At 71.7% G+C, this 25,654-nt stretch carries 25 protein-coding genes and 1 pseudogene; 10 read left to right on the top strand and 16 right to left on the bottom strand.

What is annotated here, in order from left to right:
* Positions 1-36: 36 nt before the first annotated feature.
* The gene (locus OOK07_RS17175) at positions 37-948 is read left to right on the top strand and encodes a Bax inhibitor-1/YccA family protein (protein WP_266681157.1); all 912 of its coding nucleotides are present in this window, start codon (positions 37-39) and stop codon (positions 946-948) included.
* A gap of 85 nt (positions 949-1,033) precedes the next feature.
* Here OOK07_RS17175 and OOK07_RS17170 read toward each other — a convergent pair whose 3' ends face one another.
* The gene (locus OOK07_RS17170) at positions 1,034-1,264 is read right to left on the bottom strand and encodes a DUF4287 domain-containing protein (RefSeq protein WP_266515704.1); all 231 of its coding nucleotides are present in this window, start codon (positions 1,262-1,264) and stop codon (positions 1,034-1,036) included.
* A gap of 104 nt (positions 1,265-1,368) precedes the next feature.
* Between OOK07_RS17170 and OOK07_RS17165 the strand changes: the two genes are divergently transcribed.
* Positions 1,369-1,680: a hypothetical protein gene (locus OOK07_RS17165; protein ID WP_266681155.1), complete on the top strand. Its 312-nt coding sequence runs from the start codon at positions 1,369-1,371 to the stop codon at positions 1,678-1,680.
* Positions 1,681-1,707: 27 nt separating this feature from the next.
* Here OOK07_RS17165 and OOK07_RS17160 read toward each other — a convergent pair whose 3' ends face one another.
* The 3 genes from OOK07_RS17160 to OOK07_RS17150 form a co-directional block, all read right to left on the bottom strand.
* Positions 1,708-2,493: a hypothetical protein gene (locus OOK07_RS17160; protein WP_266681153.1), complete on the bottom strand. Its 786-nt coding sequence runs from the start codon at positions 2,491-2,493 to the stop codon at positions 1,708-1,710.
* A gap of 271 nt (positions 2,494-2,764) precedes the next feature.
* Positions 2,765-3,985 (bottom strand): acetyl-CoA C-acetyltransferase, encoded by a 1,221-nt coding sequence (locus OOK07_RS17155; RefSeq protein ID WP_266681151.1) that lies wholly within the window; start codon positions 3,983-3,985, stop codon positions 2,765-2,767.
* Between the two features lie 342 nt (positions 3,986-4,327).
* The gene (locus tag OOK07_RS17150) at positions 4,328-5,380 is read right to left on the bottom strand and encodes an SGNH/GDSL hydrolase family protein (RefSeq protein ID WP_266681149.1); all 1,053 of its coding nucleotides are present in this window, start codon (positions 5,378-5,380) and stop codon (positions 4,328-4,330) included.
* Between the two features lie 149 nt (positions 5,381-5,529).
* On the opposite strand from OOK07_RS17150, the gene OOK07_RS17145 reads away from it, so the two are divergent.
* Positions 5,530-6,918 (top strand): cystathionine beta-synthase, encoded by a 1,389-nt coding sequence (locus OOK07_RS17145; RefSeq protein ID WP_266797267.1) that lies wholly within the window; start codon positions 5,530-5,532, stop codon positions 6,916-6,918.
* Between the two features lie 427 nt (positions 6,919-7,345).
* Here OOK07_RS17145 and OOK07_RS17140 read toward each other — a convergent pair whose 3' ends face one another.
* From OOK07_RS17140 to OOK07_RS17120, 5 genes are all read right to left on the bottom strand, one after another.
* Positions 7,346-7,774: a hypothetical protein gene (locus OOK07_RS17140; RefSeq protein ID WP_266683568.1), complete on the bottom strand. Its 429-nt coding sequence runs from the start codon at positions 7,772-7,774 to the stop codon at positions 7,346-7,348.
* Positions 7,775-7,916: 142 nt separating this feature from the next.
* Complete coding sequence (locus OOK07_RS17135) at positions 7,917-8,849, bottom strand: ABC transporter substrate-binding protein (protein WP_266797265.1); 933 nt, start codon at positions 8,847-8,849, stop codon at positions 7,917-7,919.
* 8 nt (positions 8,850-8,857) lie between these two features.
* Positions 8,858-9,520 (bottom strand): ABC transporter permease, encoded by a 663-nt coding sequence (locus OOK07_RS17130; protein WP_266797264.1) that lies wholly within the window; start codon positions 9,518-9,520, stop codon positions 8,858-8,860.
* Between the two features lies 1 nt (position 9,521).
* Entirely contained in the window at positions 9,522-10,163 is a 642-nt protein-coding gene (locus tag OOK07_RS17125; protein WP_266797262.1) for an ABC transporter permease, read from the bottom strand.
* Complete coding sequence (locus tag OOK07_RS17120; RefSeq protein WP_266797260.1) at positions 10,160-11,194, bottom strand: ABC transporter ATP-binding protein; 1,035 nt, start codon at positions 11,192-11,194, stop codon at positions 10,160-10,162. The genes OOK07_RS17125 and OOK07_RS17120 overlap by 4 nt, the downstream gene beginning before the upstream one ends.
* A gap of 142 nt (positions 11,195-11,336) precedes the next feature.
* On the opposite strand from OOK07_RS17120, the gene OOK07_RS17115 reads away from it, so the two are divergent.
* Together OOK07_RS17115 and OOK07_RS17110 are read left to right on the top strand one after the other, a co-directional pair.
* The gene (locus OOK07_RS17115; RefSeq protein ID WP_266681145.1) at positions 11,337-12,854 is read left to right on the top strand and encodes an aromatic amino acid ammonia-lyase; all 1,518 of its coding nucleotides are present in this window, start codon (positions 11,337-11,339) and stop codon (positions 12,852-12,854) included.
* Positions 12,851-13,711, top strand: coding sequence for a MurR/RpiR family transcriptional regulator (locus OOK07_RS17110; RefSeq protein WP_266681143.1), 861 nt, complete (start codon positions 12,851-12,853; stop codon positions 13,709-13,711). Before OOK07_RS17115 ends, OOK07_RS17110 begins: the two co-directional genes overlap by 4 nt.
* Before the next feature lie 67 nt (positions 13,712-13,778).
* On the opposite strand, the gene OOK07_RS17105 is transcribed toward OOK07_RS17110, so the two are convergent.
* Positions 13,779-14,078: a hypothetical protein gene (locus OOK07_RS17105; RefSeq protein ID WP_266802330.1), complete on the bottom strand. Its 300-nt coding sequence runs from the start codon at positions 14,076-14,078 to the stop codon at positions 13,779-13,781.
* On the opposite strand from OOK07_RS17105, the pseudogene OOK07_RS17100 reads away from it, so the two are divergent.
* Positions 13,974-14,418 (top strand): annotated as a pseudogene (locus tag OOK07_RS17100) (hypothetical protein). The gene OOK07_RS17105 and the pseudogene OOK07_RS17100 overlap by 105 nt on opposite strands.
* A gap of 2 nt (positions 14,419-14,420) precedes the next feature.
* Here OOK07_RS17100 and OOK07_RS17095 read toward each other — a convergent pair.
* The 5 genes from OOK07_RS17095 to OOK07_RS17075 form a co-directional block, all read right to left on the bottom strand.
* Entirely contained in the window at positions 14,421-14,795 is a 375-nt protein-coding gene (locus tag OOK07_RS17095) for a hypothetical protein (RefSeq protein WP_266681139.1), read from the bottom strand.
* Between the two features lie 20 nt (positions 14,796-14,815).
* Complete coding sequence (locus OOK07_RS17090) at positions 14,816-15,379, bottom strand: roadblock/LC7 domain-containing protein (protein WP_266681137.1); 564 nt, start codon at positions 15,377-15,379, stop codon at positions 14,816-14,818.
* 13 nt (positions 15,380-15,392) lie between these two features.
* Positions 15,393-16,205, bottom strand: coding sequence for a transcriptional regulator (locus tag OOK07_RS17085; RefSeq protein WP_266797258.1), 813 nt, complete (start codon positions 16,203-16,205; stop codon positions 15,393-15,395).
* Positions 16,202-16,618, bottom strand: coding sequence for a hypothetical protein (locus OOK07_RS17080; protein ID WP_266681133.1), 417 nt, complete (start codon positions 16,616-16,618; stop codon positions 16,202-16,204). The genes OOK07_RS17085 and OOK07_RS17080 overlap by 4 nt, the downstream gene beginning before the upstream one ends.
* A 168-nt stretch (positions 16,619-16,786) precedes the next feature.
* A complete protein-coding gene (locus OOK07_RS17075; RefSeq protein ID WP_266683567.1) occupies positions 16,787-18,166 on the bottom strand; it encodes a type III PLP-dependent enzyme domain-containing protein in 1,380 nt (459 codons plus the stop codon).
* 171 nt (positions 18,167-18,337) lie between these two features.
* Here OOK07_RS17075 and hutU point away from each other — a divergent pair, with 171 nt between their 5' ends.
* The 4 genes from hutU to hutI all read left to right on the top strand — a co-directional run bounded on the left by hutU (position 18,338) and on the right by hutI (position 23,938).
* A complete protein-coding gene (hutU, locus tag OOK07_RS17070; protein ID WP_266797256.1) occupies positions 18,338-20,002 on the top strand; it encodes a urocanate hydratase in 1,665 nt (554 codons plus the stop codon).
* Between the two features lie 188 nt (positions 20,003-20,190).
* On the top strand, positions 20,191-21,393 hold the full coding sequence (locus OOK07_RS17065; RefSeq protein ID WP_266797254.1) for an allantoate amidohydrolase: 1,203 nt from the start codon (positions 20,191-20,193) through the stop codon (positions 21,391-21,393).
* On the top strand, positions 21,390-22,742 hold the full coding sequence (locus OOK07_RS17060; protein ID WP_266797253.1) for a formimidoylglutamate deiminase: 1,353 nt from the start codon (positions 21,390-21,392) through the stop codon (positions 22,740-22,742). The genes OOK07_RS17065 and OOK07_RS17060 overlap by 4 nt, the downstream gene beginning before the upstream one ends.
* A gap of 26 nt (positions 22,743-22,768) precedes the next feature.
* Entirely contained in the window at positions 22,769-23,938 is a 1,170-nt protein-coding gene (hutI, locus tag OOK07_RS17055; RefSeq protein ID WP_266681125.1) for an imidazolonepropionase, read from the top strand.
* Positions 23,939-23,992: 54 nt separating this feature from the next.
* On the opposite strand, the gene OOK07_RS17050 is transcribed toward hutI, so the two are convergent.
* Entirely contained in the window at positions 23,993-25,567 is a 1,575-nt protein-coding gene (locus OOK07_RS17050) for a ricin-type beta-trefoil lectin domain protein (RefSeq protein ID WP_266797252.1), read from the bottom strand.
* Positions 25,568-25,654: the final 87 nt, after the last annotated feature.

The raw sequence follows: 25,654 nt of genomic DNA, 5'->3' as shown, positions 1-25,654 counted from the left end.
GCCAAGGCCCGCGCAGTGCGGCCACGGAGGAGTGCAATGAGGAGCAGAAACCCGGTCTTCTCGCGACGGGGGTTCAGCCGCGACAACGGCTACGCGGGCTTCAACGCCGCGCCGCAGGCCGGGGGACCCGCCGTCGGCACGCAGGGCAACCCGTACGCGCAGGGCAATCCGTACGCCCAGCCGGCCGGCAACCCCTACGCGCAGAACCCTTACGCCCAGCAGGGCCTGCAGCAGGGTGCCCCGCCGCAGGCCCCGGCCACCACCGGCCGGATGACGATGGACGACGTCGTGCTGCGCACGGCGACGACGCTCGGCACCCTGATCGTCACGGCCGCGCTCGCCTGGGCGCTGCTGCCGGTCGACGACGCCAACATCAGCCGGTCCTACGGCATCGGCATCGGCGCCGCGCTGGTCGGCATGGTCCTCGCCTTCGTCCAGTCCTTCAAGCGCAAGGCCTCGCCGGCGCTGATCCTGTCGTACGCCGCGTTCGAGGGTGTCTTCCTCGGCGTGGTCTCCAGCATCGTCGACCAGCGCATCGCGAGCGGCGCGGCCATGCAGGCCGTGATCGGCACGATGGCGGTGTTCGCCGGCGTGCTGGTCGCCTACAAGGCGGGCTGGATCCGCGTCAACCGCCGGTTCTACGGCTTCGTGATGGCGGCCGCGATCGGCTTCGTGCTGCTGATGATGGTGAACCTGCTGTTCGCCGTCTTCGGCGGCGGTGACGGCCTCGGCTTCCGCAGCGGCCCGCTCGGCGTCTTCTTCGGCGTCGTCGGCATCCTGCTCGGCGCGTGCTTCCTCGCCCTGGACTTCAAGCAGGTCGAGGACGGCATCGCGTACGGCGCGCCCCGCGAGGAGGCGTGGCTGGCCGCCTTCGGCCTGACGCTGACGCTGGTGTGGATCTACATGGAGTTCCTGCGGATCATCGCGATCCTCAACAGCAACGACTAGTCCGCCCGGCAGTCCGCGCAGCGGCTGTCGCGAAGGGCCCCGGGTGTTTTCTCCACCGGGGCCCTTCGCCATGTCGTGGTGCGCGCTAGAGCAGTTTGCGCGCCGCCCTCCTCAGGTCGTACTCGTGAATGATCGCCTTCGCGTGGCCGTACGCGAGGTTGTGCTCGTGGCGGAGCCAGCTGACCTTTTCCTCGAAGCGGAAGAGAGCGGGGCCTTCTTCGACGGTGCGCAGCCAGTCGGACACTTCACGACCGGTGCAGTGGGGGATGCGGGCGAGCATGTTGCGGTGGGTCTCCTCAGAGAGGACGTGGGACATCGGCGCCTCCGAACGCAAAGGGGATGTAAGCCGGTCCTTCAGGTCACCGTGCCTGAGCGTTCGCCTGTTGGCAACAGTCCTGCGGCGCCGCGTAGGCTCCTGCCGTGGTTGATACGACACCCCTGACGCGAGCTGTGGATCATTTTGCCGACCGTTTGAGGGCCGCGCCGCAGAGCCGGCTGCAACGCGGGGGTGCCTCCGAGGCACTGGCGCTGGCCAGGGAGTTGGCCCGGTGGGCGCAGGCCCTGGAACAGCCGGGCGTGGAGCCGCGCGAGATGCCGGACGCCGGGATGTTCGCCGCTGCCGACCAGATCACCGTCGCCGTCCATGACTTGGCCCTCGTACTGACGGACGAGGGCTCGGTCGAAGAAGCGGTGGGACTCGTGGCTCAGGCGCAGAAGCGGGCCGGGGTGTGATCCCTACAGGGACCCCTACAGGGACCCCTACAGGGATGCTATGACCCGGTCCGCCAGGATGTAGACGTTCTCCTCGCCGCACTCGAACGTCAGCGTGTAGGCGCCGGAGATACCCGAACCGCCCAGCAGGAAGGGCGTTTCGCCGGCGCGCAGGGCGGCGGCGAGACGTTCCGCCGTCTCGCGGTGGCCCGGGGTCATGCACAGGGTGGTGCCGTCGGCGAAGACGTAGACGTCGAGCGTGCCCAGCGGGCCCGGGCGGACGTCGGCCAGTTCCACGCGGGACGCGGCGAGTTCCTCCAGTGTGGCCACCGTGCGCTCATGGTCGTTCACGACCGGTGACTGGACCGGCACGAAGTCCGGGTGGGAGGGATGGCGGCGGCGGGCGGCGGCCAGTTCGGGGGAGTCCCCGGCGAACTCGTCGCTGTCCCCGGTCGGCTCACTCACCGGCTCCAGCGGCTCCAGGCCGAGGAAATCGCTCTGCCGCGGCAGGAACAGCTCGCTGTCCGCCAGACCGAGCAGCGAGGGCGCGTCAGAGACGTCACGGGTCTCCTGGGCGGCCCAGAAGGCGCGCGCCTCGGCGAGTTCGCGCTCGCGCTCCTCGGCGAGGGCCTCGGCCACGGCGGCGCGTATCTCGTCGGCCTCCGAGGAGAGACGGGCGGCCGGCACGAGACCGCGCGCGGGGCGGTTCTCGGCGAGCTGGGTGTGCAGTACCGCGACCTCACGGCGCAGCACCATGAGCGTGCGCAGGACGGCGACGCCCACGGCGCCCGTGGCGGCCGTGATGACCAGCAAGGCGATCGGCATGGCGCTCACTGACGTTCTCCCGGTTCAAAGTCGACCCCCGACTTCCTACATCAGCTTGAAGGGCGGACTAACCAGCTGTCAGTGCGTAACGTCACGAAACGGGCAGGAGTTTGGGCTTGAGGTTTAGCGCGGTAACGGGCTGACCTGCGTAAATCCCTCCGCTAAGGGAGATAGGTCACATCCTGGGGGAGATTGGATCACAAAACGGCCCGGAGGCTCGGGGTTTCCCGGACTCCGGGCCATCGGCTCACGGTGGGTGCCTAGTTGGCTACCGAGAGGTTCAGCTCAGGCGCTCGATGACCATCGCCATGCCCTGGCCGCCGCCGACGCACATCGTCTCCAGGCCGAACTGCTTGTCGTGGAACTGGAGTGAGTTGATGAGCGTGCCGGTGATGCGGGCACCCGTCATGCCGAAGGGGTGGCCGACGGCGATGGCGCCGCCGTTGACGTTCAGCTTGTCGAGGTCGATGCCGAGGTCGCGGTAGGAGGGGATCACCTGGGCGGCGAACGCCTCGTTGATCTCGACCAGGTCGATGTCCTCGATGGTGAGGCCGGCCCGGCGCAGCGCCTGCTGCGAGGCCTCGACCGGGCCGAGGCCCATGATCTCGGGGGACAGGCCCGAGACGCCGGTCGACACGATGCGGGCCAGCGGGGTGAGGCCCAGCTCGCGGGCCTTCGTGTCGCTCATGATGACGACCGCGGCCGCACCGTCGTTCAGGGGGCAGCAGTTGGCGGCGGTGACCAGGCCGTCGGGGCGGAAGACCGGCTTGAGGCCCTGGACGCCCTCCAGGGTGACGCCGGCGCGCGGGCCGTCGTCCTTGGAGACGACCGTGCCGTCGGGAAGTGTCACCGGGGTGATCTCGCGCTCCCAGAAGCCGTTCTTGATGGCTTCCTCGGCGAGGTTCTGCGAGCGGACACCGAACTCGTCCATGTCCTGGCGGGTGACGCCCTTGATGCGGGCGAGGTTCTCCGCGGTCTGGCCCATCGCGATGTACGGGTCGGGGACCAGGCCGTCCTCGCGCGGGTCGTGCCAGGTGGTGCCCTCCTGCTGGGCGACCGCCTCGGTGCGGGCCTCGGCCTCGGCGAAGAGGGGGTTGTGCGTGTCGGGGAGGCTGTCGGAGTTGCCCTTGACGTACCGGGAGACCATCTCGACACCGGCCGAGATGAAGACGTCGCCCTCGCCGGCCTTGATGGCGTGCAGGGCCATGCGGGAGGTCTGCAGGGACGAGGAGCAGTAACGGGTGATCGTGCAGCCGGGGAGGTGGTCCATTCCCATCTGCACGGCGACGATGCGGCCGAGGTTGCTGCCCTGCTCGCCGCCGGGGAGGCCGCAGCCGAGCATCAGGTCTTCGATGTCCCTCGGGTCCAGCTCGGGGACCTTCGCCAGGGCCGCCTGGATGATCGTGGCGGTGAGGTCATCGGGGCGCAGGTCCTTGAGGGAGCCCTTGAAGGCGCGGCCGATGGGGGAGCGGGCGGTCGAGACGATCACGGCTTCGGGCATCACGGCTCCAGACAAGAAGGGGCGGCGCGTAGCGCCTCGTTGAGGGGCGGTGTTCGGGTGACGGGCGGGAGTACGGGGGTGTCGGGCTGCTCTTGGAAGTTACCCGTACGTATGAGCTCGGTCACGGGTGTCGGGGTGTGACCCTGGCCGCAGTTTTCTAAGCGCTTGCTTTGGCCTCCGGCGGTGAGGCCGGAGAGGGTGCAGGTCGGCGGGGGCGGACGTCCCTGGGGGCTGCGGCCCCCAGCCCCCCATCGGCCTGAACGGCCTCGTCCTCAAACGCCGGACGGGCTGAGGGGCGCCGACCTCCTCGCAGGCTGGACGGGCTGACGGGCGCCGACCTCCTTACAGGCTGGACGGGCGGGAAGGGGCGGACGTGGGTTTCGACGTGCCCGTGGGCTCCGGCTCCGCCACCCGGCGGCGGCGCCTCCGCTTGAGCAGGGCCCATGGGCCACGGGGGCCCGTCGGCATCGCCGCCGTGACCTCCGTGCCTGCCTCCGAGGCGGCCTCCGCTGCCGCGCGGGCGACCGGGAGGAAGCCCTCGCGGCGGGAGACGTCCGGGCGCTCCTCCTCCGCCGGCCACAGACCCAGGGCCGCGCAGACGGTGGGCAGGACGGCCATCGCGGCGGTCGCGTAGCCCTCGGCCGAGGGGTGGTAGTTGTCGGGGCCGAACAGTTCGCGGGGGTTCGCCTCGAACTCGGGGCCCAACAGGTCACCCAGCGACACCGTGCGGCCGCCCTGTTCCACGGCGCCGATCGTCTGGGCCGCGGCCAGCTGGCGGGACGCCCGGCGGGCCAGCCAGCGGAGCGGCTGCTGCACCCGCTCCACCGTGCCCAGGTCGGGACAGGTGGCGACGACGACCTCCGCGCCGGCCGTACGCAGCCTCCGCACCGTCGACGACAGATGGCGCACCGAGCGGGTGGGCGGCATGCGGTGGGTGACGTCGTTCGCGCCGATCATGATCACGCAGACGTCCGGCACCCGGGCGGGGTTCGCCAGGACCAGGGCCACCTGGCGGTCCAGATCGTCGGACGTGGCCCCCGGGAGGGCCACGTTGTGCAGTTCCACCTGGCACTCCGCCACCGCCGCGAGTCCCGAGGCCAGCAGTGCGCCCGGAGTCTGGCCCGCCCGGTGGACACCCTGGCCCGCGGCCGTGGAGTCACCGAGCATCGTCAGGCGCAGGGGAGGTTCGTCGGGGGTGGCGTACGAGTTTCCGTAGAGACCGTCCGCCACCGGGACCCGGCCGCTGGAGCCGTTGCCCACGTGCCGCCTGGCCATCCGGACCTCCGCCAGCAGCAGACCCATGGCCGCCGCGCCCGCCAGGCCGATCCCGCCGCCGCCGTATGCCGCTCCGGCCGCGATCCGCCGGGCCACCCTCGCCCTCGACATGCTCGTCATGCGTCGCCGCCACCTCCTCGTAGCCGTACATCCACTCCTTGCCCCGTACCGACCGCCCGCCAATCTCAACGGCGCGTGAACGGCTCTCTTGAGCCGTAGGCTGACGGAACAATCACGACCACTTCTTTTGCAAGCATCCGGAGACAACGGTGCAATTCCACGACTCGATGATCAGCCTCGTCGGCAACACCCCGCTGGTGAGGCTCAACAGCGTGACCGAGGGCATTCGGGCGACCGTCCTGGCCAAGGTCGAGTACTTCAACCCGGGCGGTTCCGTGAAGGACCGCATCGCCCTGCGCATGATCGAGGCGGCGGAGGAGAGCGGTGCGCTCAAGCCCGGTGGGACGATCGTGGAGCCGACCAGCGGGAACACCGGGGTCGGGCTGGCCATCGTGGCGCAGCAGAAGGGGTACAAGTGCATCTTCGTGTGCCCCGACAAGGTGAGCACCGACAAGATCAACGTGCTGAGGGCGTACGGGGCGGAGGTCGTGGTGTGCCCGACGGCCGTGGATCCCGGGCACCCCGACTCCTACTACAACGTCTCCGACCGGCTGGTGCGTGAGACGCCCGGCGCCTGGAAGCCCGACCAGTACTCCAACCCCAACAATCCCCTCTCCCACTACCACTCCACCGGCCCCGAGCTGTGGGAGCAGACGGCGGGGAAGATCACCCATTTCGTGGCGGGTGTGGGGACCGGCGGCACCATCTCCGGGACCGGGCGGTACCTGAAGGACGCCAGTGACGGCGGGGTGCAGGTCGTCGGCGCCGACCCCGAGGGCTCCGTGTACTCCGGCGGTTCCGGGCGGCCGTATCTGGTCGAGGGCGTCGGTGAGGACTTCTGGCCGAGCGCCTATGACCGGACGGTCGCCGACGAGATCGTCGCGGTGTCCGACAAGGACTCCTTCCAGATGACCCGGCGCCTGGCCAAGGAGGAGGGGCTGCTCGTCGGCGGCTCCTGCGGCATGGCCGTCGTGGCGGCCCTGCGGGTCGCCGAGCGGCTCGACGAGAACGGCGTCGTGGTGGTGCTGCTGCCGGACAGCGGACGCGGCTACCTCTCGAAGATCTTCAACGACGAATGGATGGCCGACTACGGCTTCCTGGAGGACGAGGGCCCCAGCGCCCGCGTCGCCGACGTGCTCAACGACAAGGTGCACGGCGCCATCCCGTCCCTCGTCCACATGCACCCGGACGAGACCGTCGGCGAGGCCATCGACGTGCTGCGCGAGTACGGCGTCTCGCAGATGCCGATCGTGAAGCCGGGCGCCGGCCACCCGGACGTCATGGCCGCCGAGGTCGTGGGCTCCGTGGTCGAACGGGAGCTGCTCGACGCCCTGTTCACCAAGCGGGCCTCCCTGGAGGACCCGCTGGAGAAGCACATGTCCGCCCCGCTGCCGCAGGTCGGTTCCGGTGAGCCGGTCGGCGACCTGATGTCGGTGCTGGGGTCGGCGGACGCGGCGATCGTCCTGGTCGAGGGCAAGCCGACCGGCGTGATCAGCCGACAGGACCTGCTGGCCTTCCTCGCCAAGGGCGAGAAGTAGCGGCGAACCTGCGGTGAACGGCCCGTGGCCACGGCGAACTTGCGGTGATCAACGAGATTCGCGACTTCGTGGAAGTGGTACGAGGGCGTCACGTGCACGCAGCACACGCTTAACACGGGTCCGGCACATTAGTGGGTGTCGGCAGGGCGGGAGCGGCTCCCCGCCCCAGCCGGCACCGAACGTCCTAGGACCTCCGGAGCGGCTCCCGGACCTCCATGGACGCCCGGACGTAAGACCCGGCCTGACCTGGTCAACGTCCCTCGCGGGGACCGCCGTCGTCCCGCCCCCCGGTAACGGGGGTGCGGCGGTCCCCGCGCATACTTCTGCCACGAGCGCTGCGCATGCCAAGAGTGCTACGAGGCTGTCGTGGCCCGTCCCGCCCCAGCAGCACCGGCCGCCGTCGGCGCCGGTGTCCGGGCCGGGGCCGTCACTCCTCCCAGCGGTCCTCGTCCTTCGAGGACTTGCGGCGGGCGCCGAACAGGCCGGGGTTGGCGCGTACGGCCTGGAAGGCGTTGACGCCGACGATGCCCGCCCAGGCGACGAGCAGGCCGGGCAGATGAGCGATGCCGCCGCCGATCGCGGACAGTGGGATCGCCAGGACCAGCGTGACGATGCCGAAGCCGAAGCGCTCGCTCCAGGAGTCCGTCGGCTTCGGTGCCCGGGAACCCCGGGCCACCACCATCTGCTGCTCGGCGAGCTGCCGGCGCACCCGGCGCTCGACCGCTCCGTCGATGCGCTGGTCGACCTTCTCCAGGAACGAATCGACCAGTGCGGACTCGTACTCCTCGCCCAGTTCCCTGCGCGCCTGCAGGGTGGCGTTGAGTTCCTTCTTGACTTCGGCGTCCCGCGTGTCCATCCCCGTCTCCATTCCCGTCATGGGAATCCACGGTAAGGAACCGGGGCTCTCGCCGCACTGGGGATAGCCCCCCTGTCCGGAGCCGGGTTCGCCGTGAGCGGGCCGGCGGGCCGGTGGGGCCTCTTGATCGGCTCGGCTCAGGTCACTTCGCGAGGCCGTGCTGCTTCGCGTACGCGTTCGCCACGTCCTCCGGGTCCTTCTTGTCCTTGTCCACCTGGCGGTTCAGCTCGGTGAGCTGGGCGGTGGTCAGGACGTTGCCGAGCCTGGCGAGGGCCTTGCGGACCGTGTCGTCGGCCTTGCGGTCGGCGATGAGGGGCACGATGTGCTGGCTGGGGATCAGGTTCAGGGGGTCGCTCAGCACCACCCAGTCGTTGGCCTCGATGTCGGTGTCGGTGGTGAAGAGGTTCGCCACGTCCACATCGCCCTTCTTCAGGGCTCCCTTGACCAGCGGGCCGTCGGAGTCGAGCGACTTGAACTCCTTGAACTCGACGCCGTACACCCCCTTCAGGCCGACCGCGCCCACGTGGCGCTTCTTCACCTCGGGGGCCGCGCCGACGACCAGCCTGCCGTTCTGCTTCTTCAGGTCGGCGAGGGAGGTCAGGCCGTACTTCTTCGCCGTCTGACGGGTGACGACGAAGGCGTCGGAGTCCTCGGCCGTCCCGTACGGCAGGATCTGGAGGCCCTTCGGCAGCGCGAGGGTGAGGGCGTTCTGCATGGCGCCCTCCTCCGCGGCCGTGGCCTTCGGGTCGAGGTAGTTGAGGAGGGCGCCCTGGTACTCGGGCAGGAGGTCGATGTCGCCGCTCCTGAGGGCGGGGATCACGATCTCGCGGGTGCCGAGGTTGGGGCGGACGTTCACCTTCACGCCGGCCTGCTGGAGAACGGCGGCGTAGAGGTAGCCCAGCACCTGGTTCTCGGTGAAGTTGGCGGTGCCGATGGTGACTCCGCCCTTGCTGGAGCCTCCGCCGCCGGCCGAGCCTCCCCGACCGTCGAGGGAGGTGACGCCGCCGGCGCAGGCGGAGAGGGCGGGGACGGAGGCCGCTGCGAAGAGGCCGCCGAGGAGGGTGCGTCGGTTCATCGAGGGTCCTATGCGGTGCGGTGGCGGAAGAGGAAGCGCTGGAGGGTGCTCAGGAGCAGGTCGAGGAGTACGGCGACCGCCGCGACCAGCACCGCGCCGCCCAGTACCTGGACGAGGTCGCGCTGGGCGAGGCCGTCGAAGACGTAGCGGCCCAGGCCCCCGAAGGAGACGTACGCGGCGATCGTGGCGGTGGCGACGACCTGGATGAGGGCGAGGCGCAGGCCGGTCATGATCAGGGGGAGCGCGAGGGGCAGCTCGACCTGGAACAGGACCTGGTGGCCGCGCATGCCCTGGCCGCGCGCCGCGTCCTTCACGTCCGGGTCGACGGCCGTCATGCCGGCGTAGGTGTTGGTGACGATCGCCGGGACCGCGAGGGCGACGAGGGCCACGTACACCGGCAGCATCGACAGGCCGCCGGCCAGGAAGACCAGTACGACCAGGCCGACGGTGGGCAGCGCCCGGCCGAAGGACGAGAGGTTGATCGCGAGGAACGCGCCCTTGCCGGTGTGGCCGATCAGCAGGCCGAGGGGCAGGCCGATCGCGGCCGCGATGAGGGTCGCGAGGAGCGAGTACTGGAGGTGTTCGGCGAGGCGGTGGGCGATGCCGTCGGGGCCGGTCCACTGGGCGCCGCTGGTCAGCCAGCCGCCGAGGTTCTTGAAGAGTTCGTACATCTCAGGCTCGCCGCCTCTTCCACGGGGTGAGGGCGTACTGGAGAGCCACCAGCAGGGCGTCCGCGACCACCGCGAGGAGGATCGTGAGGACCACGCCCACGATCACCGGGGTCGGGAAGTTGCGCTGGAAGCCGTCGGTGAAGAGCTGGCCGAGGCCGCCGTCGCCGATGTAGGTGGCGACCGAGACCAGGGAGATCGACATGACCGTCGCGATCCGGACGCCCGCCATGATCACGGGGAGCGCGAGCGGGAACTCGACGGTGAGGAGCGTGCGCAGAGGGCGCGTGCCCATCGCCTTGGCCGCCTCCTTGGTCTTCGCGGGCACCGAGTCCAGGCCCTCGACGGTGTTCCGCAGCAGCACGACCAGGGTGTAGACGGTCAGGCCGATGACCGTGGTGGTGCGGGTCAGGCCGCTGATCGGCAGCAGGAGCACGAAGATCGCGATCGACGGGATCGTGAACAGGATGTTCGAGAAGCCGAGCAGGAAGCCGCGCAGGGGGCGCACACGGTGGGCGACCACCGCGAGCGGGAGCGAGATCAGGACGCCGAAGAAGACGGCGGTCATCGCCGCCTGCAGGTGGGAGACCGTGAGGCTGGTGAGGTCGTCGGTGTGGTCCCCTATCCACGACCAGTCGATGGTCATGCGGCCACCCGGGCTTCCGTGTGCGCCTGGCCCGCGTGCTGGTGGATGTCGTCACGGGAGGAGACACCGGTGAGGACGCCGTCCGCGTCGACGCGGGCGATCAGGCCGGAGGGGGAGGCGACGGACTCGTTGAGGGCCGACAGCAGGGAGTCGCCGTCCCTGAGGGGCCGTACGGGGACCTCGGCGTCCTTGCCGGCCCAGTGCAGCGGCCTGCGCGCCCCGTCGAGGACGAGGGTCCAGGCGCCGCCCTCGGGGGCCGGGCCCTGCGGGACGGCCGCGAGCGTCTTCAGCGACAGCAGCTTGAGGCCGCGTTCGGCGCCGAGGAAGTCGGCCACGAAGTCGTCGGCGGGGCGGGCGAGGAGTTCGGTGGGGGAGGCGCACTGGACGAGGTGGCCGCCGGTTTTGAAGATCGCGATCTGGTCGCCCAGGCGCACGGCCTCGTCGACGTCGTGCGTGACGAAGACGATGGTCTTGTTCAGCTCCTTCTGCAGGCGCAGGAGCTCGTCCTGGAGCTGGGTGCGTACCACCGGGTCCACCGCGCCGAAGGGCTCGTCCATCAGCAGGACGGGCGGGTCGGCGGCCAGTGCGCGGGCCACGCCCACGCGCTGCTGCTGGCCGCCGGAGAGCTGGTGGGGGTAGCGCTTGCCGGCGTCGGCGGCGAGGCCGACGGTCTCCAGGAGTTCGGCCGCCCGGGCGCGGGCCCTGCGGCGGCCGTGGCCCAGCAGCAGCGGCACGGTGGCGATGTTGTCCAGCACCGTGCGGTGCGGGAACAGGCCCGACTGCTGGATGACGTACCCGATGGAGCGGCGCAGTTCGGCGGCGTCCTGGCTGGTGACGTCCTTGCCGCCGACCCGGATGGTCCCGGAGGTCGGCTCTATCATCCGGTTGACCATCCGCAGGGTGGTCGTCTTGCCGCAACCGGAAGATCCGACGAGGACCGTCACGCCCCCTTCCGGCATTTCCAGGGAGAGGTCGTGGACAGCTGTCGTGCCGTTGGGGAAGCGCTTGTGGACCGCGTCGAACTGGATCATGAGTTGTCCCTTGCCCGGCTGTATAACGTCATGCAGAGTTCTTGGTATCTGAATAGCTTGTCAACGGTTCCGCGTTAATCCGAGGTAACAGATGCTCGGAGAGCAAGATCGAATGTCCGGATTGAGGGGAGATTGGGGTTATATGTCGTCTCAGATCGTGGACACGTCGCGAATGTCGTTGTCCGGGGGCGCCGGTCTCATCGTCCTCGATGGAGTCGGTCTCGGTGTCCTGGACGTCGTGCGCCTGGCCGAAGGGACCGCGCGGCCCGTACCCGGGAGCGAGGCGATGCGGCGCGTGGAGGACTCCTGGGACGCCGCCCGCCGGATCGCCGCGACGGGACGCGTCTACGGCCGCTCCACCGGCGTCGGCGCCAACCGGAACGAGGACGTGCCCACCGAGGCGGCCGCCGAGCACGGCCTCAGACTGCTGCGCAGCCATGCCGGCGCCATCGGGGACGAGCTGCCCGCGCGGGAGGTGCGGGCGATGCTCGCCGTCCGGGCCAACCAGCTCCTCGCGGGCGGTGCGGGCCTGCGGCCCACCGTCGTCACCGCGCTGTGCGAGGCACTGGAGAGCGGTGCCCACCCCGCCGTCAACGAGTTCGGCTCGGTCGGCACCGGCGACATCGCCGCCCTCGCCCAGGCAGGACTGGCACTCGCCGGCGAACACCCCTGGCGGGGACCGGGCGCGCCCAAGCCGCAGCAGCTCGACAACAACGACGCGCTGGCCTTCATCAGCAGCAACGCCCTCACTCTCGGCCAGTCGGCCCTGGCCCTGCACGAACTGCGCGGGCTCGTGCAGGCCACCCAGGTCGTCGGCGCCCTGTCCCTGCTGGCCGTCGACGGCTCGCACGAGGCGTACGCGGCCCCCGTGCACGCCGCCCGCCCGCACCGGGGCTCCAGCGAAGTAGCCCGGCGGATGCGGGAGTTGATCGGCGCGGCGGACCGGCCCACCCCGCCGCTCGGCCGGATCCAGGACCCGTACGGCTTCCGCTGCCTGCCCCAGATCCACGGCCCCGCGCTGGACGCGGCGGACGCCCTGGAGGAGGTCGTGGCGATCGAGATCAACGCGGCCGCCGAGAATCCGCTGATCTCCGCCCAGGACATGGCGGCCTACCACCACGGCGGCTTCTACCAGGCCCAACTCGCCCTCGCCCTGGACCACTTCAGGCTGGCCGTCACCCAGGTCGCCCGCCTGTCGACCTCCCGGCTGTCCTCGCTCAACGAGCCCGGCTTCACCCGCCTGCGTCCCTTCCTCGCCGACGACGTGCCCGCCTCCTCCGGCGTGATGATCCTCGAGTACGCCGCCGGGGCCGCCCTCGGCGACCTGCGGGCCTTCTCCGCCCCCGCGTCGCTCGGCCACGCTGTACTCTCCCGGGGCGTCGAGGAACAGGCCAGCTTCGCCTCGCTCGCCGCGCGTCAGACGCTGCGCGCCTGCCGCGCGTTCCGGCTCGTCGTCGGCTGCGAACTCGTCGCCGCCGTACGGGCGTTGCACCAGCGCGGCCTGCGGCCCGAACCGCAACTCCCGGTGTACGGCGCGCTGGAGCTCGCCGAGTCGGTGCTGGGCGGGGACCAGGCCGACCGGCCGCTCACGGACGACGTGACGGCGGCGGCCGCACTGCTGGACCGGTTCACGGACATCTGGAGGGGGAACGAGTCATGAGCGTGGAGGGAGAGATGAGCGTGGTGGACAGTCCTGCGGGGCGGCTGCAGGCGCTCTTCGAGGGACACCGGCTGACGCCGACCCAGCGACGCATCGCACACAGCATGGTGCGCAGTGCCGCCGAGGTCCCGTTCCTGTCCAGCGTCGAGCTGGCCGAACTCGCGGGGGTCAGCCAGCCGTCCGTGACCCGCTTCGCCGTCGCCCTCGGCTTCGACGGCTACCCCGCCCTGCGCAAGCACCTGCGCGAGGTCGCCCCGGCGGAACAGGCGGCGGACGCGAGCTCGTACAACGAGTACCAGCAGGCCGTGGAAGCGGAGATCGAGAACCTCAGGCACCTCGCGGAGCTGCTGGCCGACCCGCGACCGGTGCAGAAGGCCGGACGCCTCCTCGCCGCCTCCCGCCCGTTGCCCGTCCTCGGACTGCGCGCCGCCGCCTCCCAGGCCTACGGCTTCGGCTACTTCGCCGCCAAGGTCCATCCGGACGTACGGCTGCTGAACGAGGGCGGCACGATGATCCACGACCGCATCGAGGCCGCCGTACGGGCCGGCGCGAGCGCCCTGCTCTGCTTCGCGCTGCCCCGGCATCCGCGCGAGGTGGTGGACACGCTGGCCTTCGCCAGGGAAGCCGGACTGACCGTGGTCACCGTCGCCGACTCCGCTTTCGCACCGGTCGCCAAGGTCTCCGATCTCCTCCTGCCCGCCGCCGTCGGCACGGGCCTCGCCTTCGACACCGCCTGCGCGCCGATGCTGCTGGGCCGCGTCCTGCTGGAGGCGATGTGCGACGACCTGCCGGACGCACAGGCCCGCCTGGAGGAGTTCGACGCACGGGCGGCGGCGCGCGGCCTGTTCGTGGAGTGAGCCCGGAGCGGGACCTGGAGCGGGACCTGGAGTGAGGCCGCTTTAAGGCTCGTCTCACGTTGGCTCACTAGCCTGCGCCGCCAAAGGCATGTGCCGTACGGCGAGGAGGCGGAACGTGGCACGTGGAGATCGCAGAGCCCAGGGTCTGGTCCGGGTGGCCGTCGTCGTACGGGCCGGAGCCGCGCCCCTGTGGTGGGCCGGGGTGTTCGCGGCGGGCGTCGGGGTTCTGGTGCCGGGGATCACGGGCCGGCGGATCGGGGTCATGGGCGGAGCGGCGTTGTTCGTCGTCGCGGCGGCCGTCGTCGCCTGCGCCCGCCGCGGGCGGTACGCCGGCCTCGCCCGGTCGGCCGCCCGCGCGGGCAGGCACGACGTCCTCCAGGACCGGGCGGTCACCGTGCGCAACTGGCGCCGCGGGCACCGCTGGTGGCTGCTGCTGGCGTTCGTGGTGGCGCTGGCCTGCTCGTTCGCGGTGCCTGCCGCCGGGGGGGATGCTGCTCGCCGGATGCGGCACCGGGCTGCGGCTCAAGGCCGCCTGGCTCGGACGGCGCGAGCGGGCCAGGGGCGCGCTGCTGTGGGTGCGGGTCGACTGGCTCGCCGACGGCGGCCGCCCGGCCGGCAAGGCGGTCCGGGCGTACCGCAGCACGGGCATCGCCGCGGGCGACGCGGCCCCGGGCGGGGCGCGACGCCGCACCGCGGCGCTCGTGTGAGCTCAGATCTCCAGATCGGCCTCGATCGTTTTCAGCTGGTGGCGGGCCATGGCCAGGTTGGAGCGCTTGGCGTCGAGCACCAGGTAGAGGAAGAGACCGTTGCCGCCGCGGCCGCTGATCAGGCGGATCAGGTGGTACTGGTCGCTCAGGGTGATCAGGATGTCCTCGATCTGGCCCTTGAGCCCGAGGTGTTCCATGGTGCGCATCTTGGCGCGGACGACATCGGTGTTGCCGGCGGCGGCGACATTGAGGTCGAAGCCCTTGCTCCCGCCCATCGTGCCCAGGGCCATGCCGCTGGTGTAGTCGACGAGTGCGACGCCGGTGGCGCCCTCGATGGAGGCGAGCGCCTCTTTCAGCGTGGTTTCGGTATTGGCCATGACGGTGCTCCTCGGTCCTCTCAACTTTCCGTGGTGGTGCGCGCGTTGGCGGTGGTGGTGCGGGGTGCGCGCGGTGTTCTGGTCCGTGCGGCGGCCGGTTTGGCGGCCGGTCCGGCCCCCGGTTCGGCCGCTTTCGGCTCGGCCGCCTTCGGGTCCTTGGCGGCCTTGGCATGCTTCGCCTCCCCGGCCGGCCGGGCGTGGTGTGCGGGTGTCCTGCGGGCGCCCCCGAACTCGCCGATGCGGGCGGCCGCCCGGCGGCCCTCCAGGAGGAGCCGGCCGAGGCTGACGCGGTCCTGGGCGAGCAGGGTCAGCACGGCCATGTCGCCCGCCGCGTACGTCGCCACATAGCCGTACACGCCCCGCACGACCAGTTCGCGCAGCTCGCCCTGGCCGGTCGCGTCCGCCAGCTTCACGGCCGCCCCGTGCGCGCTCTCGATGAGCGCGGCCATGCCGTCCGGGTCGACACCGGGGGTGTCCTGTGCCAGGACGCGCCCGTCGACGCCGGTCGCGAGGGCGCCCGTGAGCTGGGGGACGCGGGCTCTCAGACGGCGAAGCTCGTCGAGGACCTGCGGGTCGGCGGCCATCCGGTGTCTCCTCTCAAAGGGCCTCCAGCGCATCTCTGAGCCTTTTCAGCAAGGTGATGTGGGGATCGGGCGGCAGGTGGTCGAAGCCGGTCGGCGGGGGTGGCTCGCCGCGGGCCGAGACGACCCCGGCCGCCGACAGCCGGCGCACGTCCACCAGCGTGTGGAACGCCAGGCGGCCCAGCTCGCGGGCGATGTCCGCCGCCGTACGGCTGCCGTTCACCGCGGCCAGCACCGTCCGCTGGCGGCGGGTGAGGGCGGGGGCCGCGACGGGGTCCGCGCGGATCAGGGGGACCTCGTCCGTGCCCGGGTCCGGCCAGATGCGGTGCAGGAGGTCGCGGCGGCGCAGCGTCTCGTGCTCCAGGTCGGCCACCGGGACGGGGCGGACGGGGCCGAACCGGTGAGCGGTGCCGTAGCGGAAACGGCCCGGGGTGCTGCTCGGAGCGAGAGCGAAGTACGCGGCGTCGTACAGCGCCGTCAGATGGCACAGCTCCAGTGCCCCCGGCGGCAGCCGGCCGTCGTCGATCAGGCGGCGGCCCACCCCGCGGCCGTCGTCCGATTCCCCCAGCGCCCGCTGCCAGGCCTCGGGAGTCAGCGCGCCGTGGGCTGTGAGGAGGACGTCCAGGCCGGGTGCGTACGGGCTCTCGGCGTGCACCACCAGGCCCTCGGCGAGATGGAGCGTGCCGCGTTCGCGGACCAGGGCGCCGGTGGCACGCTCGGCGGCGAGCCTGGTCAGCATCGGCGAGACGCCGCTCCACGCCCGCTCGCGGGCCGCTCCCTTGTCCCGAACGGGCAGGCGAGGGTGCTCGGCGTGCCGGACGGTGGTCATGCCAGCACCAGCCGTTCTGCCATCTCGCCCAGGCGGATGCGGGCCAGCGCGAGGTTGCCCTCGGCGCGGGTCAGCCACAGATGCAGGAACAGGCTCCCGTCGAAGGACGCCCCCACGAACCGCAGCACGTGATAGCTGTCCCGGTTGCTGACGATCAGGTCCTCGACCGGCGGATCCGCATCGGCGGCCGCGCCGGCCGCGCCGCCTTCGACGGCATCGTCGGGCGCGAACGCGTGCTGCTCGGCGGCCAGCCGGGCGATCTCCGCGGCCTCCACCGCGGCCGTCTCCTGGTCGCCGCCGGGGGACTCCCCGACGGTGCCCAGGGCCAGTCCGCTGGTCCAGTCGATCAGTGCGGCGCCCCTGGCACCGGGCAGTCGCATGGCTTCCAGCAGACACTCGTCGATTCCAGGCACCGGCTCCCCTCCCGCCTGCGGTTCGGCTGAGTGACACCGAAACTACGCAACGTGTGCGCGAGGGGTGAGGGATATGGCATTTTCCGGTGGAACATGCGCCAGGCGACTAAGGTGGGTCAACTTGCCTTGATTTCGAAGCAGTTGACCCACCACATGGGCCGAGGTGCGTCAACGGTGGTCAGGAGCGCGGAGGGTGGCGAGCGAGCCCGCGTGCGCCCCTCCCGACTCGGCCACGATCTCGTCGACGCTCTGCGGCTCCCGTACGGTCGCGAAGGCCACGCCCCCGGACCCGTCCGGTGCGAAGCCGTGGATGCCGGGCCGGGCAAGGGAGTTGTACGCGTAATGGTGCGCGAAGTAGTACGCCCCCGTGTCCAGCGCCGCCGCGTAGTCCCCCTGCTCCAGCAGCGGCAGCGCGCGCGCCTCGGCCAGCAGGTCGCCCGCGAAGCAGGCGGGGCCGGCGACGTCCTGCACCACCCGGGGCCCCTCCTTGGGCCGTCCCTTGCCGTCGTACGCGGCGATCCTGAGCGGCCAGGACCCCGGCGCGTACACCGTCCGCGTCGCCACCTGCACGCCCGCGTGGGTGACCGCGACCGCCCGCCCGCCCGCGCTCTTGGCGTACTCCACCCGGGCCACCACGGTCCCGTGCTTGGCCAGCAGCGACCGACCGAACTCGGTGACCAGTCCGTACCGGCCGCCGAACAGACCCGGCACCGCCTCGCTCAGCAGCCGCGCGTACTGCGCGTACGTCGGGGTCGTCTCGTCCGAGCCGAAGTTCACCGGCAGCCCGCCGCCGATGTCGAGGGTGTCGATCTGCGGCCGTCCGATCCTCCGGTTGATCTCCTCCGCGAGCGCGTACGTCTCGGCCACGCCCTGCGCCATCAGCGAGAGCGGAATGCCCTGGGACCCGGTGTGCGCGTGCAGCCGGGTCAGCCACGGGCGGTCCGCATACGCCCGTACGACCCACTCCCGCGCCCCCTCGTCCCGCAGCGCCACCCCGAACTTCGAGGTCGGCGTGGCGGTCGAGGTCGCCACGATGGAACCCCCGCCGACCTGCGGATTCACCCGGATCCCGAGCGGGGAGCGGCTCGTGGCCGACCGCATCAGGGCGTCGATGCGCTGAAGCTCCTGCGGGTTGTCCGCGTTGACGGCGATGCCCAGCGCCAGCGCCTCGCGCAGCTCGGCCGGTGTCTTCGCGGGCGAGTCCAGCACCGTGCGGTTCGGCGGCACCCCCGCCGCCCGCGCCAGCGCCAGCTCGCCCGGGCTCGCCACCTCGGCGCCGATGCCCTCCTCGTGCAGCAGCCGCAAGACCGGCACCAGCGGGTTCGCCTTCACCGCGAAGGCGTGCAGCACCGGTGTGCCGGGCGCCACGACCGCGTCGAACGCCGCGCGCAGTTCCGTAGCCGACTCCCGTATGCCGACGACGTCCAGCAGTCCCACAAGGGGGGTGCCGGGCCCCAGCAGTCCCTGTTCCACGGCGGCCCGCACCGCCTCGTCGCGCCGGGCCGTCCTGTCGGTGCCGCTCACCCGGCTGTCCTTGCCGCTGTCCATCGCGTCCCCCGTGATCTCGCCGCCGGCCCCGATTCCGTCCGGCCGGCCCATCCAGTACATCCAGCCAAACACCCACGGCCCGCCCCCGCTGGCTCACCCATGTATTGACTAGCTCTATTCAGAGAGTCAAGATGTGAATAACGATGGCAACATTCCGCTAGGAGGCAGACCATGTCAGGACCCCGCCCCGTACGAGCGTCGCGCGGTACGGAACTGAGCGCCCTGGGATGGCAGCAGGAAGCCGCCCTCCGGATGCTGCAGAACAACCTCGACCCGGAGGTCGCCGAGCACCCCGACAAGCTCGTCGTCTACGGCGGCACGGGCAAGGCGGCCCGCGACTGGCGCTCCTTCGACGCGATGGTGCGGACGCTGAAGGGGCTGAAGCAGGACGAGACCATGCTCGTCCAGTCCGGCCGCCCGGTCGGCGTGATGCAGACCCACGAGTGGGCCCCGCGCGTGCTGATCGCCAACTCCAACCTCGTCGGCGACTGGGCCAACTGGGAGGAGTTCCGCCGTCTGGAGGCCCTCGGCTTGACCATGTACGGGCAGATGACCGCCGGCTCCTGGATCTACATCGGCACCCAGGGCATCCTCCAGGGCACCTACGAGACCTTCGCCGCCGTCGCCGCGAAGAAGTTCAACGGGACGCTCGCGGGCACCATCACCCTCACCGCCGGCCTCGGCGGCATGGGCGGCGCCCAGCCCCTCGCCGTCACCATGAACGACGGCGTCGCGATCTGCGTCGACGTCGACCCGCGCGCGATCGAGCGCCGCATCGAGCACCGCTACCTGGACGTGAAGGCCGACAGCCTGGAGCACGCCCTCCAGCTCGCCGTCGAGGCCCGTGACGCCCGCCGCCCGCTCTCCATCGGCCTGCTGGGCAACGCCGCCGAGCTGCTGCCGCGCATGCTCGCCGAGAGCGCCCCCATCGACATCGTCACCGACCAGACCTCCGCCCACGACCCGCTGTCCTACCTGCCCGTGGGCGTCGACTTCGACGACATGGCGGACGCCGCGGCCAAGGACCCGGCCGGCTTCACCACCCGTGCCCGTGAGTCCATGGCCAGGCACGTCGAGGCGATGGTCGGCTTCATGGACGCCGGCGCGGAGGTCTTCGACTACGGCAACTCGATCCGCGGCGAGGCCCAACTCGCCGGGTACGAGCGGGCGTTCGCCTTCCCGGGCTTCGTCCCCGCCTACATCCGGCCGCTGTTCTGCGAGGGCAAGGGCCCCTTCCGCTGGGCGGCCCTGTCCGGCGAGGCCTCCGACATCACCAAGACCGACAAGGCCCTCCTCGACCTCTTCCCGGAGAACGAGTCCCTGCACCGCTGGATCAAGATGGCGGGGGAGCGCGTCCACTTCCAGGGCCTGCCCGCCCGTATCTGCTGGCTCGGCTACGGCGAGCGGGACAAGGCCGGCGAGCGCTTCAACGACATGGTCGCGAGCGGTGAGCTGGCGGCTCCGCTGGCCATCGGGCGTGACCACCTCGACTGCGGTTCCGTGGCGTCCCCCTACCGCGAGACCGAGGCCATGCTCGACGGCTCCGACGCGATCGCCGACTGGCCGCTGCTGAACGCCATGGTCAACGTGGCGTCCGGTGCGTCCTGGGTCTCCATCCACCATGGCGGTGGCGTCGGCATGGGGCGGTCCATCCACGCCGGGCAGGTCTCCGTCGCCGACGGAACCAAGCTCGCCGGCGAGAAGATCCGCCGCGTGCTCACGAACGACCCCGGCATGGGTGTCATCCGGCACGTCGACGCCGGGTACGACATCGCGGAGTCGGTTGCCGAGGAGCGGGGTGTGCGGATTCCCATGCGCGAGGGTGACGACGCGTGATCCTTCCGGAAGATGAGCGGGGCGGCAGCCGTCCGGTGGGGACTGCGGTCTCCTCGCCGGGAGCGGGAGCGGGAGCGGGTGCGGGTGCAGGAGCGGGTGCGGGTGCGGCTGTGCCCACCCGGTCCGCCCCGCGGAACGACTGCCCACAGCCTCGCGGTTCACAGCCTGGTGGCGGCTCGTTCCACTCCATGTGGCGTGAGCTGCGGCCCATCGGGCGGCACCCCGACTCCCGCGGCTACCGTCGCTTCGCCTGGACCGGGGCCGATGCCGAGTGCCGGGCCTGGTTCAGGGAGCAGGCCGAGGCACGCGGGCTGAGCCACGAGGTCGACCGGAACGGGAACCAGTGGGCCTGGCTCGGCGATCCGGGCGCCGGGGACGCCGTCGTCACGGGGTCGCATCTCGACTCCGTGCCCGACGGAGGCGCCTTCGACGGGCCCCTCGGCGTCGTCTCCTCCTTCGCCGCGCTCGATGAACTGCGCAGCAGGAAAGCGCAGTTCGACAAGCCCCTCGCCATCGTCAACTTCGGTGACGAGGAGGGCGCCAGGTTCGGACTGGCCTGTGTCGGGTCGCGGCTCACCTCCGGGCAGCTGACCGTCGAGCAGGCGCACCGGCTGACGGACGGTGACGGCATCACGCTGCCCAGGGCCATGGAGGCCGCCGGCTACGACCCCGACGCCATCGGGGCGGACCCGGAGCGCCTCGGACGCATCGGTGCCTTCGTCGAGCTGCACGTCGAACAGGGGCGGGCGCTCGACCTGTCCGGCGACCAGGTCGGCATCGCCAGTGCCATCTGGCCGCACGGGCGTTGGCGGTTCGACTTCCGGGGCGAGGCCAACCACGCCGGCACGACCCGGCTCGTGGACCGCCGCGACCCCATGCTGTCGTACGCCGAGACGGTCCTCGCCGCCCGTCGCGAGGCCGAACTCGCCGGAGCCGTCGCCACCTTCGGCAAGATCGCCGTCGAACCGAACGGCGTCAACGCCATCCCCTCGCTGGTCCGCGGCTGGCTCGACTCCCGCGCCGCCGACCAGGAGAGCCTCGACCAGGTGGTCGGCGGTGTCGAGCGGGCCGCCCGCGAGTACGCCGCCGCACACGGCGTCGACCTCGACGTCGTCCGTGAGTCCTTCACGCCGGTCGTCGAGTTCGACCATGCCCTGCGGGACGAACTGGCCCGCGTCCTGGGCAAGGACACCGGCCTCACGGTCCCCGTCCTGGGTACCGGTGCGGGACACGACGCCGGAATCCTCTCCGGGAGCATCCCGACCGCCATGCTGTTCGTGCGCAACCCCACGGGTGTCTCGCACTCCCCGGCCGAGTTCGCCGCCGAGGACGACTGCGTGGCCGGGGTGCTCGCACTCGCCGACGTACTGGAAGGGCTGGCCTGCAGGTGACCACGCGGACGTATTGGCTGGAGCACGCCTGGCTCGACACCCACGTCGAGCCCGGCGTGGCGCTGGAGGTGGCGGACGGCCGCATCGCCGCCGTCCGCACGGACGCGCCCACCCCGCCCCCCGGCGCCGAGATCCTGCGCGGCCTGACCCTCCCGGGGCTGGCGAACGCCCACTCGCACGCCTTCCACCGCGCCCTGCGCTCCACCGTCCAGGTCGGCTCCGGCACCTTCTGGACCTGGCGCGAGGTCATGTACTCGGTCGCCGACACGCTGACCCCGGAGACCTATCACGCACTCGCCGTCGCCGTGTACGCCGAGATGGCGCTGGCGGGCGTGACGAGCGTCGGCGAGTTCCACTACGTCCACCACGCCCCCGGCGGCACCCCCTACGCCGACCCCAACGCGATGGGCGAAGCGCTCATCGAGGCCGCCGCCGACGCCGGCATCCGCATCACCCTCCTCGACACCGCCTATCTCGCGGCCGGAATCCTGAACGAGCGCAGCGGCGAGGCGCCCAACACCCACCAGCTGCGCTTCTCCGACGGCAGCGCGGAGGCCTGGGCCGAACGCTGTTCAGTTCTCAAGGAACGGGATCACGCACGGATCGGGGCGGCCATCCACTCCGTACGGGCCGTGCCCGCCGGCCAGTTGGCGACCGTGGCACGCTGGGCCGAGGAGCGGCGGGCACCGCTGCATGTGCACCTGTCCGAGCAGACCGCCGAGAACGACGCCTGCCGGGCCGCCCACGGCTGCACGCCCACGCAGCTCCTCTCCGAGCACGGCGTGCTCGGGCCCCGCACCACCGGCGTCCACAACACGCACCTCACGAACGAGGACATCGCGCTCATCGGCGGCTCCGGCACCGGCACCTGCATGTGCCCGACGACCGAGCGGGACCTCGCGGACGGCATCGGCCCGGCCGTCGCCCTGCAGAAGGCAGGCTCCCCGCTCTCCCTCGGATCCGACAGCCACGCCGTCATCGACCTGTTCGAAGAGGCCCGCGCGATGGAGCTCAACGAGCGCCTGCGCACCCGCACCCGCGGTCACTGGACCGCCGCGGCACTCCTGCGCGCGGCTTCGGCGGACGGCCATGCAGCCCTGGGCTGGGAAGGAGCGGGCGTCCTGGAACCGGGCGCGCTCGCCGACTTCACGACGATCGCGCTCGACTCGGTCAGGACGGCCGGGCCGCTGCCGCGACTCGGCGCGGAGACGGCGGTATTCGCGGCCTCAGCGGCGGACGTGCGCCATACGGTCGTGGGCGGCCGGCACGTCGTGCGGGACGGCGCCCACACACTCGTACCGGATGTGCCGACAGCGCTCGCGGACGCCGTCGAAGCGCTGCGAGCCTGAAACCCACCGTCATCCCTGAGGACGCCATGAGCAGCACCGTCATCACCAACATCGCCACGCTGGTCACCAACGACCCCTCCCTCGGTGACGGTCCCCTCGGACTGATCCAGGACGCGGCGCTCGTCATCGACGGCGACCGCATCGCGTGGACCGGTGAATCAAGCAAAGCACCCGCCACTGACAACCGCGTCGACGCCGGCGGCCGGGCGGTCGTCCCGGGCTTCGTCGACTCCCACTCGCACCTGGTCTTCGCGGGCGACCGGACGCAGGAGTTCAACGCCCGTATGTCCGGGCGGTCGTACACGGCGGGCGGCATCCGCACCACGGTCGCCGCCACCCGGGCCGCGAGCGACGAGGCGCTGGAGGCCAACCTCACCCGCTACCTCGCCGAGGCCCTCCGCCAGGGCACCACCACCTTCGAGACCAAGTCCGGCTACGGCCTCACCGTCGCCGACGAGTCCCGCGCCCTGCGCATCGCCGCCGCGCACACCGACGAGGTCACCTACCTCGGCGCCCACATCGTCTCCCCGGACTACTCCGACGACCCCGCCGCCTACGTCGCCCTCGTCACCGGCGAGATGCTCGACGCCTGCGCACCGTACGCCCGTTGGATCGACGTGTTCTGCGAGAAGGGCGCCTTCGACGGCGACCAGGCCCGCACGATCCTCACCGCAGGCAAGGCCAAGGGCCTGCACCCGCGCGTCCACGCCAACCAGCTCTCCTACGGCCCCGGCGTGCAACTGGCCGTCGAACTCGACGCGGCCAGCGCCGACCACTGCACCCATCTCACCGACGCGGACATCGACGCCCTGGCGAACGGCAACACCGTCGCCACGCTCCTCCCCGGCGCCGAGTTCTCCACCCGCGCCGAGTGGCCGGACGCCCGCCGTCTCCTCGACGCCGGCGTCACCGTCGCCCTCTCCACCGACTGCAACCCGGGCTCGTCCTTCACCTCCTCGGTCCCCTTCTGCATCGCCCTCGCGGTACGCGACATGGGGATGACCCCCGACGAGGCGCTCTGGTCGGCCACCGCGGGCGGAGCGCGGGCCCTGCGCCGCGACGACATCGGCCGGCTGACGCCCGGCGCCTACGCGGACCTCATCACCCTCGACGCCCCGAGCCACGTACACCTCGCCTACCGGCCGGGAGTGCCCCTGGTCACCGCCGTGTGGCGCCGAGGCGTACAACAGGCCTGACCAGACGGCAGTCAGACGGCGATCAGAGGGCAATGGACGGCAGCCAGGAGGCGATCAGACAGCCCCGGCCCGCCACCTCTGCTGTCCGCCCCCGCTCAGTGGACGCAGTGCCACCCCGTCGCCGTCGTACGGAGTGAGGGCGGTCTCGACGGCGATCGCGGGGCGGATCACTCCGTCGGTGTCGACGGTGAATCTCAGGTTCTGGCCGTTGTCGCCGTCGACCGAGCCGCAGTCCCAGATGCCCGCGCCCTTGTCCACGTCACCGCGGCTGTCCAGGCAGAAGCCGGGATCGGCGGAGGACTGGACGACCCCGCGCGCGGAGTCGACGCGCCAGCGCTGTGTGCGGGACGAGGAGCAGGGTGCCGTCACCACGTCCGTGCCGTTCTCCAGGTCGCCGTCGCGGATGTCCAGGCAGAAGCCGGTGGCGACGTTCACGACCTGGGCGTAGGCGCCGTTCGGGGCGTGGGTCGGGGCGTGGGTCGGAGCGGGCGAGGGGCGCGGCGACGCCGACGGCCTGCCGGAGGGGGAGGAACTCCTCGTCGGGGCCGGCGACTCGGCGGTCGCCGAGGGGGACGGTGTGGGCGAGACCGTCGCCGTGACCGTGACCTGTGGCCGGCCCGGCGGTGTGCTGAGGGCGCCCGCCGCCTGCGGGGACGGGGAGGACGACGAACCGCCCTGCGTGAGCAGGAACACGAGCAGGGGAGTCAGGGCGACGCCGAGGGCCACCGAGGCCAGCAGGTAGCGGCGCGAGGGCGGCCAGGCCGACACGTCCGCGAGGGCCCCTGGGCGCGGTGCCTCACGCGTGACGTACGCAGTGCCCGCCCAGGGCAGCAGCCCCTCGGCCAGCACGGTGCGCGGGGAGTCCCGCAGGGCCGACAGCTCCGCGTAGGCCGTGGTGCAGTGCGGGCACCGGGCCACGTGGGCGTGCAGGTCGGCGCTCTCGCGCGGGCTGTCCGGGCGCACGGACTCCGCGATGAGCCGGCCGAAGTTGCCGCAGCTCGGGTCGTCCGAGGCGGCGAGGCGGGCCCGCAGACAGGCCTGGCCCATGGCCTGCAGTGCGGACGCCCTCTCGTGGCTCACGTCCTCGCGGGTCAGGCCCAGAAAGCCGGCTGTCCTGTCGTCCGTCTCCCGCGCAACGACGCCGTACCAGACCAGACCCTGGACGCGCGAGGGCAGCGACTGGAAGGCGGTGAGCATGGGCGGTACGCGGCCGGCGGCGCCCCCCGTGCTCAGGACCAGCAGCAGACCGGGGTCGAGGCCGCCGGCCCGCTCGTCGCCCGCCCAGGACGCGGCCAGCCGCCCGGTCAGCAGCAGGAGTTGAAGCCGCAGCGGGACAAGGGGCTCGGTGCCGCGCGCGGTCTGCCGGGCGGCCAGGGTGAAGGCCTGCGCGGCCAGCTGCCGTGCGGCGGACTCGCTCGCCGTGCACAGCCGGGCATAGGCGAGGACGCCCGGCTGGTGGCGGGCGCGGAGTTCCTGCAGGGCCGGATAGACGGTGGCGGAGCTGGTGCGCAGCAGTTCGGTCAGCCGCGCGTCGGGCGCGTCCGCATACACCGCTTTCTGGGGGATACCCCCAGACCCCCGGCCGCCCCCGGTCTCGACACCTTTGTCGGTCCCGTCGACCCGAGCCATCCACCCGCCTCCTTGCGCCCTGCGCCCGCCGGAGTCCTGGCCTACCGGTGAGTACGGGGGCCCATAGTGAGGGATGGAAACCTCTGG

This window comes from Streptomyces sp. NBC_00078, assembly GCF_026343335.1.
In the GTDB taxonomy this organism is placed as follows: Bacteria; Actinomycetota; Actinomycetes; order Streptomycetales; family Streptomycetaceae; genus Streptomyces.
This window is presented reverse-complemented; position numbering and strand designations above follow the sequence as displayed.

What these genes read in the sequence shown, in the direction of transcription:
- OOK07_RS17175 (WP_266681157.1), top strand. Translation starts at nt 37, where the DNA reads ATGAGGAGCAGAAACCCGGTCTTCTCGCGACGGGGGTTCAGCCGCGAC.
- OOK07_RS17170 (WP_266515704.1), bottom strand. Translation starts at nt 1,264, where the DNA reads ATGTCCCACGTCCTCTCTGAGGAGACCCACCGCAACATGCTCGCCCGC.
- OOK07_RS17155 (WP_266681151.1), bottom strand. Translation starts at nt 3,985, where the DNA reads ATGCCCGAAGCCGTGATCGTCTCGACCGCCCGCTCCCCCATCGGCCGC.
- OOK07_RS17150 (WP_266681149.1), bottom strand. Translation starts at nt 5,380, where the DNA reads ATGACGAGCATGTCGAGGGCGAGGGTGGCCCGGCGGATCGCGGCCGGA.
- OOK07_RS17140 (WP_266683568.1), bottom strand. Translation starts at nt 7,774, where the DNA reads ATGGACACGCGGGACGCCGAAGTCAAGAAGGAACTCAACGCCACCCTG.
- OOK07_RS17135 (WP_266797265.1), bottom strand. Translation starts at nt 8,849, where the DNA reads ATGAACCGACGCACCCTCCTCGGCGGCCTCTTCGCAGCGGCCTCCGTC.
- OOK07_RS17130 (WP_266797264.1), bottom strand. Translation starts at nt 9,520, where the DNA reads ATGTACGAACTCTTCAAGAACCTCGGCGGCTGGCTGACCAGCGGCGCC.
- OOK07_RS17125 (WP_266797262.1), bottom strand. Translation starts at nt 10,163, where the DNA reads ATGACCATCGACTGGTCGTGGATAGGGGACCACACCGACGACCTCACC.
- OOK07_RS17120 (WP_266797260.1), bottom strand. Translation starts at nt 11,194, where the DNA reads ATGATCCAGTTCGACGCGGTCCACAAGCGCTTCCCCAACGGCACGACA.
- OOK07_RS17115 (WP_266681145.1), top strand. Translation starts at nt 11,337, where the DNA reads ATGTCGTCTCAGATCGTGGACACGTCGCGAATGTCGTTGTCCGGGGGC.
- OOK07_RS17110 (WP_266681143.1), top strand. Translation starts at nt 12,851, where the DNA reads ATGAGCGTGGAGGGAGAGATGAGCGTGGTGGACAGTCCTGCGGGGCGG.
- OOK07_RS17095 (WP_266681139.1), bottom strand. Translation starts at nt 14,795, where the DNA reads ATGGCCAATACCGAAACCACGCTGAAAGAGGCGCTCGCCTCCATCGAG.
- OOK07_RS17090 (WP_266681137.1), bottom strand. Translation starts at nt 15,379, where the DNA reads ATGGCCGCCGACCCGCAGGTCCTCGACGAGCTTCGCCGTCTGAGAGCC.
- OOK07_RS17085 (WP_266797258.1), bottom strand. Translation starts at nt 16,205, where the DNA reads ATGACCACCGTCCGGCACGCCGAGCACCCTCGCCTGCCCGTTCGGGAC.
- OOK07_RS17075 (WP_266683567.1), bottom strand. Translation starts at nt 18,166, where the DNA reads ATGGACAGCGGCAAGGACAGCCGGGTGAGCGGCACCGACAGGACGGCC.
- hutU (WP_266797256.1), top strand. Translation starts at nt 18,338, where the DNA reads ATGTCAGGACCCCGCCCCGTACGAGCGTCGCGCGGTACGGAACTGAGC.
- OOK07_RS17065 (WP_266797254.1), top strand. Translation starts at nt 20,191, where the DNA reads ATGTGGCGTGAGCTGCGGCCCATCGGGCGGCACCCCGACTCCCGCGGC.
- hutI (WP_266681125.1), top strand. Translation starts at nt 22,769, where the DNA reads ATGAGCAGCACCGTCATCACCAACATCGCCACGCTGGTCACCAACGAC.
- OOK07_RS17050 (WP_266797252.1), bottom strand. Translation starts at nt 25,567, where the DNA reads ATGGCTCGGGTCGACGGGACCGACAAAGGTGTCGAGACCGGGGGCGGC.